The organism is Dulcicalothrix desertica PCC 7102 (assembly GCF_003991905.1).
In the GTDB taxonomy this organism is placed as follows: domain Bacteria; phylum Cyanobacteriota; class Cyanobacteriia; order Cyanobacteriales; family Nostocaceae; genus Dulcicalothrix; species Dulcicalothrix desertica.
In genome coordinates this window covers 67,393-85,976 of the sequence record NZ_RSCL01000005.1, presented here as the reverse complement: position 1 = coordinate 85,976, position 18,584 = coordinate 67,393, and the positions used below count along the sequence as shown (strand labels likewise).

20 protein-coding genes are annotated in these 18,584 nt (G+C 41.2%); 13 read left to right on the top strand and 7 right to left on the bottom strand.

Annotation, left to right across the window (positions count from 1 at the left end):
- Positions 1–49: 49 nt before the first annotated feature.
- Positions 50–559 carry a TIGR02652 family protein gene (locus DSM106972_RS11750; RefSeq protein ID WP_019490062.1) on the bottom strand — a complete coding sequence of 170 codons (510 nt, stop codon included), beginning with the start codon at positions 557–559 and terminating at the stop codon, positions 50–52.
- Between the two features lie 289 nt (positions 560–848).
- Between DSM106972_RS11750 and DSM106972_RS11745 the strand changes: the two genes are divergently transcribed.
- The 4 genes from DSM106972_RS11745 to DSM106972_RS11730 all read left to right on the top strand — a co-directional run bounded on the left by DSM106972_RS11745 (position 849) and on the right by DSM106972_RS11730 (position 4,475).
- Positions 849–1,367 (top strand): gamma carbonic anhydrase family protein, encoded by a 519-nt coding sequence (locus DSM106972_RS11745; RefSeq protein WP_127080884.1) that lies wholly within the window; start codon positions 849–851, stop codon positions 1,365–1,367.
- A gap of 124 nt (positions 1,368–1,491) precedes the next feature.
- Positions 1,492–1,617, top strand: a complete 126-nt coding sequence (locus tag DSM106972_RS11740; RefSeq protein ID WP_019490060.1) for a photosystem II protein Y — start codon at positions 1,492–1,494, stop codon at positions 1,615–1,617.
- A 46-nt stretch (positions 1,618–1,663) separates the two neighbouring features.
- Positions 1,664–2,971, top strand: coding sequence for a bifunctional folylpolyglutamate synthase/dihydrofolate synthase (locus DSM106972_RS11735; protein WP_127080883.1), 1,308 nt, complete (start codon positions 1,664–1,666; stop codon positions 2,969–2,971).
- Positions 2,972–3,308: 337 nt separating this feature from the next.
- Entirely contained in the window at positions 3,309–4,475 is a 1,167-nt protein-coding gene (locus DSM106972_RS11730) for an MFS transporter (protein ID WP_127080882.1), read from the top strand.
- 166 nt (positions 4,476–4,641) lie between these two features.
- Here the strand turns inward: DSM106972_RS11730 and DSM106972_RS11725 are convergent, their stop codons facing one another.
- A complete protein-coding gene (locus tag DSM106972_RS11725; RefSeq protein WP_233786975.1) occupies positions 4,642–5,799 on the bottom strand; it encodes an ABC transporter substrate-binding protein in 1,158 nt (385 codons plus the stop codon).
- On the opposite strand from DSM106972_RS11725, the gene DSM106972_RS53350 reads away from it, so the two are divergent.
- The 7 genes from DSM106972_RS53350 to DSM106972_RS11690 all read left to right on the top strand — a co-directional run bounded on the left by DSM106972_RS53350 (position 5,798) and on the right by DSM106972_RS11690 (position 12,157).
- Positions 5,798–6,169 carry a hypothetical protein gene (locus tag DSM106972_RS53350; protein WP_233786976.1) on the top strand — a complete coding sequence of 124 codons (372 nt, stop codon included), beginning with the start codon at positions 5,798–5,800 and terminating at the stop codon, positions 6,167–6,169. The genes DSM106972_RS11725 and DSM106972_RS53350 overlap by 2 nt on opposite strands.
- Positions 6,170–6,193: 24 nt before the next feature.
- On the top strand, positions 6,194–7,300 hold the full coding sequence (pilM, locus tag DSM106972_RS11715) for a type IV pilus assembly protein PilM (RefSeq protein ID WP_127080879.1): 1,107 nt from the start codon (positions 6,194–6,196) through the stop codon (positions 7,298–7,300).
- Between the two features lie 4 nt (positions 7,301–7,304).
- On the top strand, positions 7,305–8,087 hold the full coding sequence (locus DSM106972_RS11710; protein WP_127080878.1) for a PilN domain-containing protein: 783 nt from the start codon (positions 7,305–7,307) through the stop codon (positions 8,085–8,087).
- Positions 8,084–8,851: a pilus assembly protein PilO gene (locus tag DSM106972_RS11705; RefSeq protein ID WP_127080877.1), complete on the top strand. Its 768-nt coding sequence runs from the start codon at positions 8,084–8,086 to the stop codon at positions 8,849–8,851. The genes DSM106972_RS11710 and DSM106972_RS11705 overlap by 4 nt, the downstream gene beginning before the upstream one ends.
- Before the next feature lie 297 nt (positions 8,852–9,148).
- Complete coding sequence (locus DSM106972_RS11700; protein ID WP_127080876.1) at positions 9,149–11,455, top strand: type IV pilus secretin family protein; 2,307 nt, start codon at positions 9,149–9,151, stop codon at positions 11,453–11,455.
- 63 nt (positions 11,456–11,518) lie between these two features.
- Positions 11,519–11,788 (top strand): papain fold toxin domain-containing protein, encoded by a 270-nt coding sequence (locus tag DSM106972_RS11695; protein WP_186538342.1) that lies wholly within the window; start codon positions 11,519–11,521, stop codon positions 11,786–11,788.
- A gap of 15 nt (positions 11,789–11,803) precedes the next feature.
- Positions 11,804–12,157 carry a hypothetical protein gene (locus DSM106972_RS11690; protein ID WP_127080875.1) on the top strand — a complete coding sequence of 118 codons (354 nt, stop codon included), beginning with the start codon at positions 11,804–11,806 and terminating at the stop codon, positions 12,155–12,157.
- A gap of 151 nt (positions 12,158–12,308) precedes the next feature.
- Here DSM106972_RS11690 and DSM106972_RS11685 read toward each other — a convergent pair whose 3' ends face one another.
- From DSM106972_RS11685 to DSM106972_RS11665, 5 genes are all read right to left on the bottom strand, one after another.
- A complete protein-coding gene (locus DSM106972_RS11685; protein WP_201800710.1) occupies positions 12,309–12,485 on the bottom strand; it encodes a type II toxin-antitoxin system TacA family antitoxin in 177 nt (58 codons plus the stop codon).
- 262 nt (positions 12,486–12,747) lie between these two features.
- Positions 12,748–13,137, bottom strand: a complete 390-nt coding sequence (locus DSM106972_RS11680) for a helix-turn-helix domain-containing protein (RefSeq protein ID WP_127080874.1) — start codon at positions 13,135–13,137, stop codon at positions 12,748–12,750.
- A 125-nt stretch (positions 13,138–13,262) separates the two neighbouring features.
- Entirely contained in the window at positions 13,263–13,454 is a 192-nt protein-coding gene (locus DSM106972_RS11675; RefSeq protein ID WP_127080873.1) for a hypothetical protein, read from the bottom strand.
- Positions 13,455–13,663: 209 nt separating this feature from the next.
- The gene (locus tag DSM106972_RS11670; RefSeq protein ID WP_127080872.1) at positions 13,664–14,011 is read right to left on the bottom strand and encodes a PIN domain-containing protein; all 348 of its coding nucleotides are present in this window, start codon (positions 14,009–14,011) and stop codon (positions 13,664–13,666) included.
- Between the two features lie 174 nt (positions 14,012–14,185).
- Entirely contained in the window at positions 14,186–15,340 is a 1,155-nt protein-coding gene (locus DSM106972_RS11665) for a CobW family GTP-binding protein (protein ID WP_127080871.1), read from the bottom strand.
- Between the two features lie 141 nt (positions 15,341–15,481).
- Between DSM106972_RS11665 and cysS the strand changes: the two genes are divergently transcribed.
- Both cysS and DSM106972_RS11655 read left to right on the top strand, forming a co-directional pair.
- Complete coding sequence (gene cysS, locus DSM106972_RS11660) at positions 15,482–16,945, top strand: cysteine--tRNA ligase (RefSeq protein WP_127080870.1); 1,464 nt, start codon at positions 15,482–15,484, stop codon at positions 16,943–16,945.
- Between the two features lie 155 nt (positions 16,946–17,100).
- The gene (locus tag DSM106972_RS11655) at positions 17,101–18,543 is read left to right on the top strand and encodes a TldD/PmbA family protein (protein ID WP_127080869.1); all 1,443 of its coding nucleotides are present in this window, start codon (positions 17,101–17,103) and stop codon (positions 18,541–18,543) included.
- The last annotated feature ends 41 nt before the right edge of the window (positions 18,544–18,584 follow it).

Sequence of the window (18,584 nt, the reverse complement as noted above, 5' to 3'; positions counted from 1 at the left end):
ATTATCAGGATATAGTAAACCCGCCCGGTACATGAGGTGCGGGTTCGATTTATTCAAACAACCGAAAATATGGATACCTAACAGGGACTCCTGGTTCTTTTTCTAAATCAAAATTAATAACTTCCCAACAAGGTTCAGTATCTGGGTCGGGGCTAAACTCTACGGGTAAACCGTAAAGTCGCGCAGATGCTCCCTCTGACTGTCCAGAACGCCAGGGAGTACTTCGCTCTAAATACCCACCCATTAATTCCTGATAACGTCGGGCAATAATAACTCGTGTTGCCCGATAACCTTGTGTATAAAGTTTATCCAAGGCTTCATGAATTTCAAAACGAATTCCATCTGGGTGCGTGTGCTGGCGATACCATTCGTTGTTCCATCGGCGCCAGTGTCGTCCTGACTGGAGATGGATGAGTTCTCCGGTTTTGGGGTTGGCTTCAAATGCACCATGTCGAGGGCATAAATAGGTATCAGTAAGTGTCAGTGCCGGAATAGTTTGACGGCAATGAGGACACTGAATTTCGGGACCAAATATTGGGTACTGCAAAGCTGAGTTCATCATGAAGTGCATTTAAACATATTTTTTTATCACCAGTTGATCACCAGCATTGAAAAATACTAGTTATATTTTTAACTTACTACATAAGCATAATCACCAATATAAAAGTAATGAACTGGGGTGGAAGAAATTGCGAACGTAACACACATATAGCATTTCATGGTTTTGGTTCGTTAGTTTTTAGCTTTAAGTTTAGATTTACAAATAAAAACTATAATCTAATACTTATAACTAATTCTTTCCACTTGGCTATCAGCACTTTCGTTCCTTAATTTACCTATATTCTATCGTGTCAACATCTTCCTACTGGTCTTTAAGCGACATTTCTCAAGCTTCTTTCGTCGCTCCTACTGCTTCGGTTATTGGTTCTGTAACAGTGAAAGCGGGTGCGAGCATTTGGTACTCTGCCGTAGTGCGGGTAGATGTCGAGCGAATTGAAATTGGCGAATGTACGAACATTCAGGACGGAGCCATTTTACATGGTGACCCAGGAAAGCCAACGATATTAGAAGACTATGTTACCGTTGGGCATCGTGCGGTAGTTCACTCAGCTTATATTGAGCGGGGCTGTTTAATTGGCATTGGCGCCATTGTTTTGGATGGTGTAAGGGTAGGAGCGGGCAGTATTATTGGCGCCGGTGCTGTTGTAACAAAAAATGTACCACCGCAGTCACTCGTTATGGGAGTCCCCGGAAAAGTCGTGCGTGAGGTTTCTGCTTCAGAAGCAGCAGAATTAATCGAACACGCCGAACGTTACAAAAAGTTAGCTTTGGTACACGCAGGTAAAGGTTATGACCTGGGATTTTAGGAAATTGTAAATATTCTTTACATAAAACCGAAGAAGAATTTGAAAAATTTACCATTTTAGCTAAAAATAAAATGAGAAGAATTGACAAAACTTAAATCTTTAACTTAAAAGAGGGGACTTGATAATGGATATCGATTATCGTGTGGCAGTAGTGTTGGCGCCTATCGCAGTTGCAGCAGGTTGGGCAGCATTCAACATCGGAGCGGCTGCATTAAGACAGGTTCAAGCCTTTTTGAACAGAGAAGCATAAAATCAAAGCCCCCAGGTTCTTCGCCTGTGGGCATTCATTATAAATTGTGAACATCGACGCCATAATCAAACCATTCCAACGCTTTGGGGTACATCTAGGACTCCAAAGGATACATAAGCTTTTAGAGAACTTAGGAAACCCTCACCTGCAAGTTCCGGTTATTCACGTAGCGGGAACAAACGGTAAAGGTTCAGTATGCGCTTACCTGTCTTCGGTTCTCACAGAAGCAGGTTATCGAACAGGACGCTATACTTCTCCTCATCTTGTTGATTGGACAGAGCGTATTACCCTAAACCAAGAACCAATATCAAAGCCAGATTTATCTAGTGTGATACTTCAAGTACAAGCCAAAATTGACCCGAATGAAGAATCACCCACACAGTTTGAAGTAATTACCGCAGCCGCTTGGTTATATTTTGCCCAGCAAAACGTTGATATTGCCATTATTGAAGTTGGGTTAGGAGGGCGCCTAGATGCGACTAATGTTAGTCCTCAACCACTGGTATCTATCATTACATCTATAAGTAGAGAACATTGGCAGCAGCTTGGCCCAACTGTTGCTGACATCGCGCGCGAAAAAGCAGGAATTATCAAAGCTGGTTGTCCTGTAGTAGTAGGGCAGTTACCGCTTGATGCCAAAGAAGTAGTACTGACGCGCGCTCAAAAATTAGATTGTCCCACTTATATACCGCAACCCGCTTTGCAGCTAGATGAAGGATGGGCACAATATTCATCAATCTTTGAGTCAAAACCAATTAAATATCCTTTGCCATTAGCAGGGCAAATTCAGCTATTTAATTCTGCCTTGGCATTAGCTGTATTAGAAATTTTACAACAACAAGGCTGGCAAATTACAGAAGGCACCATTATTCGAGGGATGGCAAAAACAAAATGGCCCGGTCGAATGCAGTGGACTCAGTGGCAATACAATAATACAAACTATAAATTGCTGCTTGATGGCGCCCATAATCCAGCTGCTGCTGTAGTATTACGTAATTACATAGATTCTCTAAATCTCAAATCAGTGAGTTGGGTTATGGGAATGCTTTCGACCAAAGAACACGACGAAGTATTTAAAGCATTATTACGACCGAATGACCGATTATATATAGTGCCAGTACCTGACCATAGTTCAGCAAAACCCAATGAATTGGCTGAACTAGCTTTAACTATTTGCCCAGAGTTAAATTTTTGCCAAACTTATCCAGATTTAAAATTAGCGCTGGATGCTAGTTTTGCATTACCACTAAATTATTTTGACTTTGATAATTCTATAGATAAGGCGCCTTCATATTTAGTAGTTCTGTGCGGTTCGCTGTATTTAATTGGTCATTTTTTAGGAATGAGAGAGTGAAGAAAATCCCCTAACCCCCCTTAATAAGGGGGGAACAAGACGGAGCATTATAATTATGTCATGCTGAGGAACGTAAACGGAGTTTTGCCAAAGGGTAGCATCTTATACCATTTCTATATTAAGATACGCTTTATTCCTCTTACCCCCCTTATTAAGGGGGGCAGGGGGGATTTAATTATTTGCAGCTTCATCTTAAATTGGTATTACAAACTTAAATTTAACTAAGATTCTTCACTACGTTCATAATGACATCGATTTAATTACTGGTTGACTAAAAAAAATAAACATTAATTTCAAAGCTTAATTACAAAATAATATAAACGTCGAAATAAACACAATGAATAAACCAGTAAATGCACTACCTGTTCGTTTGACTTTACTATTTGTTAGTACGCTTACGGTTATGGCAGGCGCTACTATTGCCCCGTCATTACCTGCGATGCGGCAATTTTTTGCTTCGGTTAATAATGCTGATTTTCTTGTTAGGTTGGTGTTAACGGCGCCTGCTTTATTTATTGCTATTGGCGCCCCTATTGTTGGTGTATTAATTGACAAATTTGGACGCAAGCCATTACTGACACTTGCTTTAGCAGTATATGGTATAGCCGGAAGTTCTGGTTTGTGGTTAGATTCTTTAGGGTTTATTTTAGTTGGACGCGCTTTGCTAGGGATGAGTGTGGCAGGTGTGATGGTAACTGCTACTGCTTTAATTGCTGATTATTATGTAGGCGCCGCACGGGGACAGTTTCTGGGTTTACAAGCTGCGTTTATGGCATTAGGAGGAGTTGTATTTCTGACGTTTGGCGGCTTTTTGGCTGATGTTAATTGGCGCCTGCCATTTTTAATTTATTTGGTCGCTTTAATTTTAATCCCCTGTGTTGTTTTTTTATTGCCTGAACCGATAAAAAATAGTTCTGGTGATATTTCAAGTGAAGAAACTAATACGGAGTTACCGATAGCTGTAATTGCTACTACTTATATTGCTGCACTTTTATCGCAAATAGTGTTTTATATGATACCAGTGCAGTTGCCGTTTTATCTTAAAGATTTGGTGAATGCAAATGCGTCGCAGAGTGGATTGGCAATTGCTTTTGCCACGTTTTTTTCGGCGGTAACTTCGTTACTTTATCAACGTATAAAATCGCGTTTTAGTTTTTTAAGTATTTATGCAATTGCTTTTCTAAATATTGCTGTTGGATATGGGTTTATTAGTTTGGCAAAAAGTTTTCCGGTTGTGATGGGTGGGTTGGCAATTACGGGTTTGGGGCTTGGGCTGTTGACACCGAATATGACTTTTTGCCTCACTTCTATAACTCCTCAGATGGCGCGCGGACGAGTTTTAGGTGGGTTGACTACTAGCTTTTTTCTGGGACAATTTTGTTCTCCTTTAATTAGTCAACCTTTGAGTTTGAAAGTTGGTTTGAGTGCTACTTATGGCGCCGGAGCGGTGATGATGTTGGTGATGAGTTTGATTACTGTGATTATGTTGGTGCGGTGGAAGTAATTTATTTAATGTTGTAGGTTATAAAATTTTGTGGGATGGGCTTTCTCTTGCCCCGTCCTTTGAAATCGGTTATTCGAGTTTTTGCGTTGAGTTTGAGAAACCGGGTTTCTTTTTGTTTGGTTGAAGATTGTTTTGCTTAGTGTGAAAGAAACCCGGTTTCTGGGTTTTAACTTTGCTGACTATTCCATTCTTTTTCGGCGTCTGCGATTGCTTGGTCTACGGTTTTTTCATCTAGCATTGCTGCTTGGAGGTTATCGTAGATTGCTTTTTGTAGAACGTTGAAGTTCTTTAATGTTGGTGTTAGTACTTCTGCTTGTTGTAGTTGGGTGGCACTTACAGTACGCGCTTTGTCGTAGGTTTCAGCATTTGCTGGTAATTCTTTAAAGTAGCTGTCAGCTAATGCTTTTACGGTTGAGGGTAAGACGTTGGCAGCTTTGGCAAAAGCTAATTGGTTTTGGTCGTTGGTTAGATATAGGGCAAATTTTACTGCTGCGTCAGGTTTTTTGGTGTCGCGGGGGATAACGACGTTCATGACTGCGACGTTTTTCTTGCCTGTTTCACCTGTAAGCTGAGGTGCTATGGAACTTGCTTGAGCTATTTTAGGCGCATTTTGGGCAATTGTTTTAAGAAACTCTGGGCCAGAAGTTAACATTGCTGTTTCTCCTGACTGGTACAAGTTTATGCCGTGCCGGTGTCCTTTCGTAAGTGCTTCTTTGGGAAGTAAGCCGTTTTTATACAAGTCTACCCAGTACCGAAATGCTGCTTTACCTTGCTCTGTGTTAAATGCTGCTTTGTTCGATGCATCCAGCAAATTTACTCCCATTTGTACGAAAGACTCAAGTACTTCCCCTGAATCTTGTGGGACAAATGTTACAAAAAAGGCATACTTACCTGTTTTGTCTTTAATTTGTTTAGCAACTTGTGCGAGTTCAGTATATGTACTGGGCACTTTTGCTATCTCTGCCTGTTTTAATAAATCAGTGTTATAAATGGTTAACCGAGTCGTGAGGTACCAGGGTATACCGAAACTCTTGCCGTTTAACGTACTCGCTTTCCATATGTTGGGCAGATAGGAGGAACGAACATCAGCAGGAATTTTCGCGTCTAAGTCTAACCAAGCGTTTCGTCCAGCTAATTGCGATGCGAAGCCAGGATTTAGGTTCACCACATCAGGTGGCGTTTTTGCGGAAACAGCTGTTAAGATTTTGTTCTCCATCCCATCCCAAGGTATATCTACCCAGTTAACCTTTATACCTTGATTTTGCGATTCAAAACTTGTAATCAAGTTTTGAAAGTAGTCGTTAAACTTTGGTTTCAACGACATGGTCCAAAACTCGATTTTGGCGCCGCTTTCTGAGGTTTGGCTTGTGGTATTGGAGGTGTTGCCTGTACTACAACTGACAATCCAGGTTGTCAATAAGCCAAGTAAGGCACACACTGTTAGTTTTTTAAACTTTTGGACAGGAATCATTGTGAAAGATGGTTTTTGGGTTAATAAGGGTAAAAGACGAATACAGAATTGCGGTGATTATAGGTTAAATAAATTAATTCGTAAGTGGGTATGTGTAACTAAATCATTATTTGAAACCAAAGAAACCGGGTTTCTGTTCCGAGATTTTGGTTTTTATGTAGACCTTTACAAAGAAACCCGGTTTCTGGATAGTTCGTACTTTAATCATAAAAATATTTCATAGTTCTTCAGTTCTGCGGTCAAAACTGTGCTTAAACGCTTTAACAGTCCATTTGGGAAATCGAATAAAGGGGTGGGCATCGAGCTGGCGCCACAACGGGTTAATATTGCCCGTATTCGCAAACAGCGTCAAGGTCTAAAACTAGATGCTTTAGCATCGGTTCCTGTTCCCGAAGGTGTCTTCGTTGACGGTCAAATTGCCGACCCACCAGCGATGGCACAAATTATCCAGCAGGCACTTGCCGAAAGTAAAATCAAAGTTTCTAGAGTCGCAACTGCCGTACCTGGTCGTGATTCTATTGTGCGTCTAATACCTGTGCCAGCAGAGTTAGACGATAAAGAACTGCGAGAAATGGTGCTTAACCACGAAGCAGGGTTGTATTTGCCATATCCTCGCGAAGAAGCTGATGTAGATTATCAGAAACTTGGTTACTTTGTCGATGAAGATGGCATTGAAAAAGTTCAGGTATTACTTGTAGCAACGCGCAAGGATGTAACTGATACGTATATCAGGACATTTGAGCAGGCAGGGTTACAAGTAGATGTTCTAGAGATAAGCAGTTTTGCACTGATTCGGACGATTCGTGAACAACTACGGCAGTTTGGCCCACAGGAAGCAGCTGTGTTGGTTGATATTGAGTTCGACAGCACGGAAATTGCGATTATTGTCAACGGTGTACCACAGTTCTCACGAACAGTACCAATTGGTACGTATCAGATGCAAATGGCGTTATCACGTGCGATGAATTTACCAGCATCGCGCGATATGGAACTGTTACAAGGGATGACAATTCCTTCGAGTGGAATGGATGGTGGTAAAACTGGGCAAACTGCTGTTAACCCTGGTATGGCAGCGATGATGAGGGTTTTAGGAGAACTCACCGATGAATTGCGTCGTTCGATAGATTTCTACTTGAATCAAAGTGAAAACCTAGAAGTCGCGCAAATACTGCTCGCAGGTCCAGGTGGTGGACTAGCACAAATGGATGAGTTCTTTACTCAACGCTTGAGTTTGCCTGCTACCCAAATCGACCCAGTTGGCGCCAATTCTCTTGCTATCGACGATGAAAAATACCCAACAATGCAACGTCCTGGACTAGGGATAGTTCTTGGTCTTGGAATGAGGGAGGTATAAGCAAATGTACAGTTTAGATATTAATTTTCTCAAAGACCGGGCGCCAGCTCCAAAGAATGATGGCACCAGAATCAAGAAAGCTCCTATGTCACCAGGAGATTTAACTCCTTTGTACATTGGTGGAGCAATTGCTGCTTTCACATTGGCACTAGTTGGAACTGGCTGGTGGTTTTTGCAATCGCAGAACGAACAATTACAGCAAAATATTGCCCAATTAGAGCAAGAAAACCAAAAATTGGAAGCTGAAATTGGGAATATTAATAAAATCAGACAAGAAATCACTCAAGTTAAGAGTGAAACCCAAGCTCTGGTGACAGTATTCGACCAAATTCGTCCTTGGTCTGCCATACTTCAGGATGTTCGAGAACGTATTCCTGCTTCAGTACAGTTGGAAAACGTTAAACATATTGCGGCTTCCTCGGCGCCTGTGGCAGCATCAACACCTCCAGCAGCAGGGCAAACACAAAGCCAAGCAGGAGCAATCGAACTAGGAGGATTTGCGCGTTCGTTTGCTGATGTCAACGACTTTTTGGTGATATTACAACAATCGCGATTCTTAAAAGCAAAAGAAGTGCGAATCACAAACGCCGAGTTAACAGAAGCTCCGGCGCCTCCAGGTGGACTCCCCCAAGGAGCAAAGCTACCAAAGGTAGTGAAATACACTATCCAATCTAGTCTGAGTGATGTTCCAGCATCTGAACTGATGCGCGAATTAGAACAAAAAGGTACAGTTGGACTAGTGGCTCGTATTCGTAGTTTGCAACAAACAGGAGCGCTTCAGCGATGACTTATAGTGAAGATTTAGATTTTGAAGGTGGTGGTGGGTTTGAAGAAGCTGCCCCTCCGTATCCCGTCATTTTTGGTATAAGTTTTACACCAAAAATTGGCGGTATCTTAATCGGTCTTTTGGGACTTGGTGGAGCAGCTTTTGTAGGAATGAACATGGTTTTACCAAGTTGGGAAACATTCCAACAGCAGCAAACCAAGCAAACCGACTTACAAGGTCAAATTCAGCAGAAAAAAGACAGCATCAAACAAATTGACACTGTAAAAAAAGAACTAGCTCAAGCTAAAGTTCAGCAAACACAGGTATTAGGCTTATTTGCCAACGAAAATACCTTAGACACACTGCTAATTGATTTAAACCGACTAGTAGAATCAGGTAACGATTTGCTACCAGGAAACGCCGTCAAAGCCAAAATGCGGAAATACACACCCGACGCTCAAAAGACTGAAATCATTAGCGATGGAACTTTTGGCCCATTAGTCAACGGCAAATTAAAGCGTAGCAAAATAAACATTGAATTTACGGGTACATACGATCAAACCCAGTCAATTCTTCGCAATATCGAGCGATTACAGCCATTATTGCTAGTTAAAGACTACGACTCAAAACTCAACCAAGAAGTACCTAACGACGCACTAGGAAAACCAATCCGAATGATTGGCCCAGTCCAAATTTCTACAAACTTCCAGCTACAAGCGCTAATGCCACTCACACCCGAAGAAACAGCAGCAGCGCAAGCAAAACCAGCAGAACCGCCAAAATAATTAGGAGTTAGGAGTTAGGAGTTAGGAGTTAGGAGTGCTGAGTGCTGAGTGCTGAGTGCTGAGTGTCGCAAAATGTCATGCTGAGGAACGAAGCATGTTTAATACCAATGTCATGCTGAGGAACGAAGCATCTCTCTTATCTTTGCGTCCTTCGCGTCCTTAGCGGTTCGTCCCTCTATTTCTATATACGTAAAAAAAACACACGAACAGGTTCAATTCAATTCAAATAATTGCAGCAAAGTGAAACTTTGCTTCAAATCCTACTTACACAAACTTTTACTTTATTTTCAGTGAGGAATGAACGTGAAACTTCACGGTAATATAAATAGTGCTTTCGTCCTTGGCGCCACTGCTGCAATCTTCGCAGCACAGCCAGTTTTCGCGCAAGTTACACAAGTAACCCGCGTAAAACTAAACCCCGTTGATTCTGGAGTCAACGTAGTATTAGAAGCTTCTTCTGGTGAACGCGCCCAAGTATTTACAACCAAACGCGGTAACACCCTAGTCGCCGATATAATCAACACCCAATTACGTTTACCAGAAGGTAACAACTTTCGTCAAGATAATCCTGCCCCTGGTATTGCCTCAGTAGTAATTAACCAACTCGATGCCAACAGCGTTCGCGTCGTAGTCACAGGCAATAACGGTACTCCTGGCACCCAACCAGTAGCACGCAGTCGCGACGGTTTAACCCTCAGTTTCACACCTGGTGACGGAACTGTAGCAGCAACACCTCCCACAGTACCCACAGCACCACTGGCGCCACCTGCTGGCATTAGTAACGCTCAAACCGCACCCACAACAGGCCCCGGTCAACCTTCCAACGTTGCACCGCCATTCTTACCACGTGCAGTGGCGCCACCAGTAGGAGACATCGCAATTTCCGCAATAGACGCATCACCCAGCGTAATTGATTTAGGAACACAAGAACGAGTACCTCGCTTAGTACTACGTGATGCACCCGTTCGTGAAGTCTTATCATTACTTGCGCGCGCTGCCAACATGAACTTGGCATATTCATCAGTAGACCCAACCGCAGCAGGTGGTGGACAACCAGCAGCATCTGGACCTGGAGAAGGACTCAAAGTATCGCTCGACATTCAAAACGAACCCGTACAAGACGTATTTAACTATGTCTTACGCTTAAGCGGACTAGAAGCAAACCGCAGTGGACGCACAATCTTCGTAGGTCCCAGACTGCCAAACTCCAGCCGCGATACAGTAATGCGGAACCTGCGACTTAACCAAGTAACAGTCGATGTAGCATTGAACTTCTTAGTTGGTTTAGGCGCCGAAAGTGCCATCAGTAGAGAGCGTCAAGTTACAAGCGTAAGTGCAGTACCTGTAGGACAGGGTGTAGCCACCACCCAAACTCAAACTACTACAGAAACAAGAGTTGAACGTTTGTCATTAGAAGATTCAAAGTATTCTTCGCCTATACTTCGAGGTTTACAAGCACTAGGTGACCAACGTACAAACTCTCTAACTTTAATTGGTACGCCAAAGCAAGTTGAATTAGCAATGGCACAGTTAAGCCAGTTGGATGTGAGACGGCGCCAAGTAGCAGTCAACGTTAAGGTTGTTGATGTTAACTTATCAGGAATAAAGGATTTTAATACCAGTTTTTCTTTCGGCATTGGTAATAATTTCTTTACCAGTGATGGTGGTTCTGCATCACTAAACTTTGGTGGTTCCAGACCAGCAAGCAGTGCTGAAGCAAGCGGCAGTTTAACTGGCACTCCTGTAATTCCGAACCCAATTCAAGGTGATAACGTATTTTTGCGTGATGGATTTTTCAATCCGCAAAGTGGGCAACGGCCATCAGCAGAACCACCTGTTAGCTCCAATCCTTTAGGAGTTGGTATTACAGACTTTACCCCAGGTACCCCTCCAACAGCTACAACTCCTGGAACTCCAGATACATATACATTTGGTTTACCGTCGCTCTATCAATTCCCCAAACGTTTTCTCGCTTCGATACAAGCTCAAGTACAGAATCGTAATGCCAAGATATTAACTGACCCAACGTTAATTGTTCAAGAAGGTCAAACAGCTAATGTAAACCTCACGCAGCAAGTTGTTGGTAACTTTAAACGCGAAATTACACGAGGTGATGGTACTTCGACTGAAACAATTACCGTTGATAAAGAGAATGTCGGTTTAACTGTAGCTGTTAAAGTAGACCGGATTGATGACAACGGCTTTGTTTCTTTGTCAGTTGCTCCAAACATTCGGGCACCTCAAGCTTCAGAAAATGTAAATTTAAGTAACGGTAGTAGTAACAGAATTTTCTTAGTCTCTGAACGCTCTTTAAATTCAGGCTTAGTGCGTTTGCGCGATGGACAAACTCTGATTCTTAGCGGTATTATTCAAGACCAAGACAGAACAACCGTTTCCAAACTACCTATTTTGGGTGATATTCCCATTCTTGGTTCGTTGTTTAGAAGAACAAACCGAGAAAATTCACGTAATGAGGTAATTGTCCTGCTAACACCTCAAGTTCTCGATGACTCCGAGCGTTCTTCCTACGGTTACAACTACAACCCAAGTCCTGAAGTGCGACAAATGCTCGAACGTCGTGGTTTACAGGTACCAAGAAAGTAGTTCTTATTTGTAAAATTTTACCTGATTGTGTAGAGACGCGATGTTCCTCGCGTCTCTACATTTGTGTGTCTTATAAAATTAAGGGAAATAAGACAAATAAAAATATACACAGGAAGTCAAGAAGAACCGTTTTGTAATATTTATCATGAGATTCAAGAAAACATATCAACTAATGGGCGCCATGAAGCTATAGCTATATATATAAACGGTGAAGAAGTTATTTTTGATAATATTCACCCTCAAGGAATAGCGAGAGATGATTGGCTTAATAACCTATACTGTCCCATAATGGATGTAGGTGGAGATTTTATAATTACTGAGATTAATTTTTAAGTAGGATATTAGAATATGAGCAATCTTTACGAACTCATCTCAAAAATTCAAAAAAGACCTTCTATGTATCTAGGCAAACCAGCGATTAGTAATCTCCGCTCTTGTATAGCTGGTTATATACTAGCTCGTCGCGAATTAGCAGTTGCTCAAACCGAGCAAGAAAAAGGTTTTACTGAATTTCAATCATGGGTTCAGGAGAAGTTTAATATTAGTTCGAGTCAATCATGGGACAAAATAATTCTTTTTTATTCTGAGGATGAGCGTGAAGCATTAGAGCGTTTTTTTGAATTGTTTCAAGAATATTTAAAACTTAATCATCTTGAATTTAAATCATTTGATTCATCGTCAGAGCCTTTTATAAAATCGTGAAAATATAGTATGTAAGTCTAATTAGTCATTAATACGTAGATGTACTATATATTAGTTACGCTCTTTATACTAAAAGAGCGAGGTGCCTATTCCACAAAAAAGCATATTTTAAACTTTCTTTTCAAGTAGTAAAGAATTAAATCTTGCTTTATCATGACTTCCCATACTGTTCTATGTACTTGTGAATGGCATCTTTTAGTTTTCCTTTTAACTCAGGTGGGTTTTCCATAACAGAAATAAACAAATCTCTGTCTCGGTCTGACAATACTAACCGCTCTTGAGTTATTTCCAAATTATCAGAAGTATTTTGATTTGATGTTTCTGACATAACTAGTTTATAGTGTGACTATAGTTTTATCTGATTGTATAGCTGAGTTTGGCGGTGAACACTTCGCAATAGGCGCCTTTTAATTTTATACACTATTCCACGTTATAGAAATAAACTTAGAGGATGTTTGAAAAGTGTCCGTGAATGTCATGCTGAGGTACGTTAACGCAGTTTTCCCGCAGGGTAGCATCTCAGTATATGTCTAAAACCCTAGATTCTAGCCTGCGGCAAATGCTCCGCATTACGTTCCGTAAGACTCCACTCAGAATGACAATTTATACCTTATCTGACTTTTCAAACATCCTCTTATATCTAGTTGAAAAAATTCAGCAAGTGCTTTTGCCTGAGATTCGGAAATATTGCGTTTTTGATTAATTATTTCTAAAACAGCTTCTTTTGAGCCAATTACTTCAACTAATTTTTCTGGCTCTAACGAACGTGCTTCCATGAGGTGTAGCAACATTGAGTTACCTGTACCTTTAGGTATTGGATAGTGACTTTCTTCAAATTTTTCAATTAGTGTAACTAGTAGCTCCAAAGGTGTTTCTTCTTCTAGAGTTCGATTTACACGATGCTCTAAATCTTGGGCTAAAGCAATGGCTTCTTCATTTTGTTTTTCTGTTGTGATGGTTTGTGGTTGGTTTTTAGTCATATAGTTAGTAGAAGGGACGAGCAAGGATGCCCATCCCACAATAATTAATTTACATTTTATCAACGTCTAGTAAATAATATCAGTTGAGAATCGTTTTAATTTTACTTTCAACTAAAGTGTATTTTTCATTCAACATTACTAGACTTATTTTTAACTTTTTTCCACCAATCACCTAGGGAACTTGATTCGGCAGTAGTGCGATAGTATTTGATTTGCTCTTCTGGAGTAAGGTTGTTGATATTCTCAAAGGCTTCCTCTTGAGCTTTTTGTTTGAACTCTAAACAATCAAAATCTTTTTCAATTTTCGTCTGACTCATTGAATGATACCTCTCTAGGGGATACAATGGTTAAAATTCAATAACCGTTCAGCAGATTAACTTGATTATATAGTCTCATTCTATCAAGTCGAACTATGTGTTTAAAATTCCATGACACAATACCATCAGCTCTCAATACTGCTCGGTTAACGTATGTTCTTACGTGACATGTCACGTCTCGGAGCGGGCTTTTACGTTTCGCAATTGTCTTAACCGAGCAGTATTGCATCAGCTCTAGCGACTGTAGCGGCAGCTACATGAGTCGCGTCATTTATAGACTTAGCTGTAACAACACCTGCTGCAATATAAGCATCTCGCAGAGCGATTATTTCTTTGGTTAGCGGAACATTTTCAATTGCATCACTATTTATTGATGTTAATATATCTCGAACATTGGCGGGTGCATTTACCAGTTCACTAATTACCAAGTCACTCAGAAGCATTACAACTTTATTGTTTCTTATAGAATCTATCAAACGTTGTGATTCCGTTGCAAACTCTACATCTAAACAACCTCCAATTACAGAGGTGTCTACGTAAATTCGTAATAGCTTCATCCAGATAACCTAATATATTTTATATATAAAATTTTACTTCTAAAGGTGTTTTTTCTTTTGTAAAACTTTTTGGTTCGTATTCAGTTATATAGTGATTGTGAGGGACGGGCAAGGATGCCCATCCCACAAGAGTTAACTTACATTTTCTTGGTAGAGACGCGATTTATCGCGTCTCTACTTGCCGAATCCTTGCCCGCGCGTTGCAGAAGTTGTTGTTAAGCAGTTTTCAATTTGTTTAAGTAGTGTTTCTTTGTCGAGGTTTTGACCTATTAATACTACTTGGTTTTTCTTGGCGCCTTTCCATTCGTCGTCATCCATTGTAAAACGTTTGCCGCATAGGTGGAATATGTGTCGTTTAGGACTTTCTTCAAACCACATTATTCCTTTGGCACGGAATACGTTTGTAGGTAGTTGGTTGTCTAGAAAATATTGGAATTTTCTAATTATGAAGGGTTTATCGCTTTGGAATGAAATTGATGTAAATCCATCGTTTTCTAGGTGGTCGGAGTGATGGTGATGGTGGTCGTGGTCGTGACTATGGTCATGACCGCAGGTTGAATGGTCGTGGTCGTCTTCGTGGTCATGACCGCAAGCTGAGTGGTCATGGTCGTGTTCGTGATGGTCGTGGTTATGTTCGTGGTGGTCGTGGTGGTCGTGTTTGTGTTCGTCAACTTCAAAATATTTATCTGACTCGAACAAACCGACGCTGAGTATTAACCCTAATGGTACCTCAGAGTTTTTTGTACGGATGATACGGGCGCCTTCTTTGACTTCGTTGATTTTTCTTTCTAAGTCTGTTAATTCGGTTTCTGTTACTAAGTCGGTTTTGTTAAGTAATATTACGTCACCGTAGGCAATTTGACTGTGTGCTGCTTCGGAGTTGAATAAATCTAAGCTGTAATTTGCTGCGTCAACTACGGTGATAATTGAGTCTAAGCGAGTTAAATCGCGTAGTTCGGTGCCTAGGAAGGTTAGTGCAACTGGTAAGGGGTCGGCGAGTCCGGTTGTTTCTACTACCAAATAATCGATATTAGAGTCGCGTTCGAGAACTTTGTAGACAGCATCGACTAAATCGCTGTTGATGGTGCAGCAAATACAACCGTTGCTTAGTTCCACCATGTTCTCGTCGGTGGAGACTACTAATTCGTTATCTATACCAATTTCGCCAAATTCGTTTACTAAAACGGCTGTCTTTAAACCCTGCTGGTTTGTCAAAATGTGATTAAGTAAAGTTGTTTTCCCACTACCTAGAAAACCAGTAATAATTGTTACTGGTAATCCCTGTTTGGGTGCGTCCATTACTTGAGATTCAGAGGTAAGCGTTTGCATAATGTGATACAAAGAAATTCAATTTAGATAAATGTGTAGCGTAATGAGTACGGAAAACATTAGCATAGAGATGTTGGGGCATCTTCGTCCTAACGACTAAACATTATTATTGCTCAAACTTTAAGAGACTCGTAAATTGCCATGACCCTAACCGTTTACAATACCCTCAACCGTCGTCAGCAACCATTTGAGACTGTCGAACCAGGAAAGGTTAAAATGTATTGCTGCGGAGTGACAGTATATGACTACTGCCACTTGGGTCATGCACGTTCGTACATCGTTTGGGATGTACTTCGTCGTTATCTCCAGTGGCGTGGGTACCAAGTACGCTACATTCAAAATTTTACCGATATTGACGATAAAATTCTCAACCGCGCGCGTGAGCAAGGTTCGACGATGGAGGCAATATCAAATCAATTTATTGATGCCTACTTTGAGGATATCCGTCGTTTGAATGTAATAGACGCGGATTATTACCCCCGTGCAACCGAACATATCCCAGAAATCGAAGCTTTAATTAAGAATCTTGAAGATAAAGATTTGGCTTATGCAGCAGGTGGTGATGTTTATTACCGAGTCCAAAGTTTCCATACTTATGGGAAGTTATCAGGACGTAACCTCGAACAAATGCAAGCAGGCGCCAGTGGTAGAGTAGATGTAGAAGACCCAGAAAGCCAGAAAAAACAATATCCACTAGATTTTGCTTTATGGAAAGGAGCAAAACCTGGAGAACCTAGTTGGGACTCACCGTGGGGTAAAGGTCGTCCTGGTTGGCACATCGAATGTTCGGCGATGATTAAATCTCAGTTCGGTGAAACAATTGATATTCATGGTGGTGGTGGTGATTTGATATTTCCGCACCACGAAAATGAAATTGCCCAGTCGGAAGGCGCCATAAATAAACCTTTGGCAAACTACTGGATGCATAACGGCATGGTAGTTGTCGATGGCAAAAAAATGTCCAAGTCCTTGGGCAACTTCACCACTATTCGCGACATGCTAGATGGCAAATGGTCGAAGTACCCCCAACCTATTGACCCAATGGCGATTAGATTTTTTGTACTACAGGGGCATTACCGTAAACCATTAGATTTTACCGAAGAAGCAATTACAGGTGCCGTCAATAGTTGGAATACTCTGAAAGAAGGGTTATTATTTGGCGAACAGTTTGGTGAGAAGCTTGGTTTTACAAACGATGGAAATCAACTTGATAAAAGTTTAATTCAGCGCTTTGAAGAATGTGGGGATGATGACCTTAATTTTTCAGGTAGCTTGGCTGTGCTTTTTGAACTAGCTAAAAAGTTGAATCGTGAAGGTAATATCCTAGTACATGGCGGTAAAATTGAAACCCCCACCGCAGAACTACAGATAGCTTGGCATACATTAGTTACACTTGCTCATGTTCTTGGTTTAGAAGCCACGTTAGAAGTTGACAAAATTAATAGTACTGGCTTAAGCGATGGGTCAATTGATGAGTTAATTAAACAACGCACCGCAGCTAGAGCTAGCAAGAACTTTGCTGAAAGCGACCGCATCCGCAACGAACTGCAAGCACAAGGTATCACGTTAATTGATACCAAAGAAGGTACCACCTGGCATAGATAGGCAACGGATGTAACGGATGTAGCGGATAGTTTATCCGTTACATCCGTTCATAATCTGTTGCAAAATTCTGTTACTTTTGGTAAAAGCAGAAGGTTATTACTTATGAAAGTAAGTCGGCGCCAAAAACACTTTTTTACTTAAATTAATAAATCTGTATGTTATCTGAGCTAACAAAAGCAGTAAATAATATTGATATTACCGCTGATTGGGTTGGTATTCGAGCAGTAAAAGATACATCTGCTACGCGAAATGTTCGTGATGGAATACCACAGCGCAACGGCAAATCAACCACTCTAGGAGCAATGGTTGAGGTTTTAGTTGATGGCTGTATTGGTTATGCTGCAACAAATTCGTTACAACATGATGCTTTACAATTAGCGGCAGAAACAGCATATAAACAAGCTCGTTCAGCACAAAAATGGTCGGTATATAAATTTGCACCGACAACCGCGCGTCCAAAAGTAGTAGGTGAATATATTTCTCCTTATACACAACCCTTTGATGCAATTGGTTCTGGAGAAATCAATGATATACTCGTCCGCACCTGCAAAACACTCAAAGTTAGCGACAAAATTGTTCAAACTGTTGCAGAAGTCGTAACTACCGACCGAGAAACTTGGTTTGTCAGCAGCAACGGTTCGGAAGTATATCAAAAATTTCTATTTATTAGTACGTATTATGGTACAACTGCTCAAGATGCTGGAATAGTTCAACAGCGTACTAGTAACGGTTGGCAAGCACATACATATCAAGGTGGATTAGAACGTTTCCAAGATGATCACCTTTGGCATCGTGTGCAGCGTATTGGTGAGGAAGCTATCGAATTACTCGGCGCCGAAGAGTGTCCTGATATTCGCACGAATTTAGTTTTGGCGCCTGACCAAATGATGCTACAAATTCACGAAAGCGTTGGACATCCTTTAGAAATTGACCGAATATTAGGGGATGAGCGCAATTATGCGGGTGGTAGTTTTGTTAAGAAGAGCGATTTTGGTAATTTGGTGTATGGTTCTAAGTTGATGAATATCACCTTTGACCCAACTGTACCGGGTGAAATAGCTAGCTACGCTTTTGATGATACAGGCGCCGTTGCAACACGAGAATATTTAATTAAGGAAGGAGTACTGCAACGAGGTGTGGGCAGTTTAGAAAGTCAAGCACGAGCGGGTATACCTGGTGTTGCTTGTGCGCGTGCGTGTTCGTGGAACCGTCCAGCAATTGACCGCATGGCAAATTTGAATCTGGAACCGGGTGAAGGTACATTTGATGATGTTATCAAAGATATCGAACATGGCGTTTATATGGAATCGAACCGTTCTTGGTCGATAGACGACCGTCGCTATAAATTCCAGTTTGGCTGCGAGTATGCCAAGCTCATTGAAAACGGGAAATTAACCAAAACACTTCGTAATCCTAACTACCGCGCGACTACTCCCGAATTTTGGGGAAGTTTAGTTAAGGTAGGTGGCGCCCCAACTTGGGAAATGTACGGAACTCCATTTTGCGGCAAAGGAGAACCCAACCAAGCCATATGGGTAGGACATGGTTCTCCTGTTTGTGTATTTGCTTCGGTTGAAGTATTTGGCGGAGGTACATAGAAACTTATACTCCGTGCCGTAAGGTGGGCAATGCCCACCAT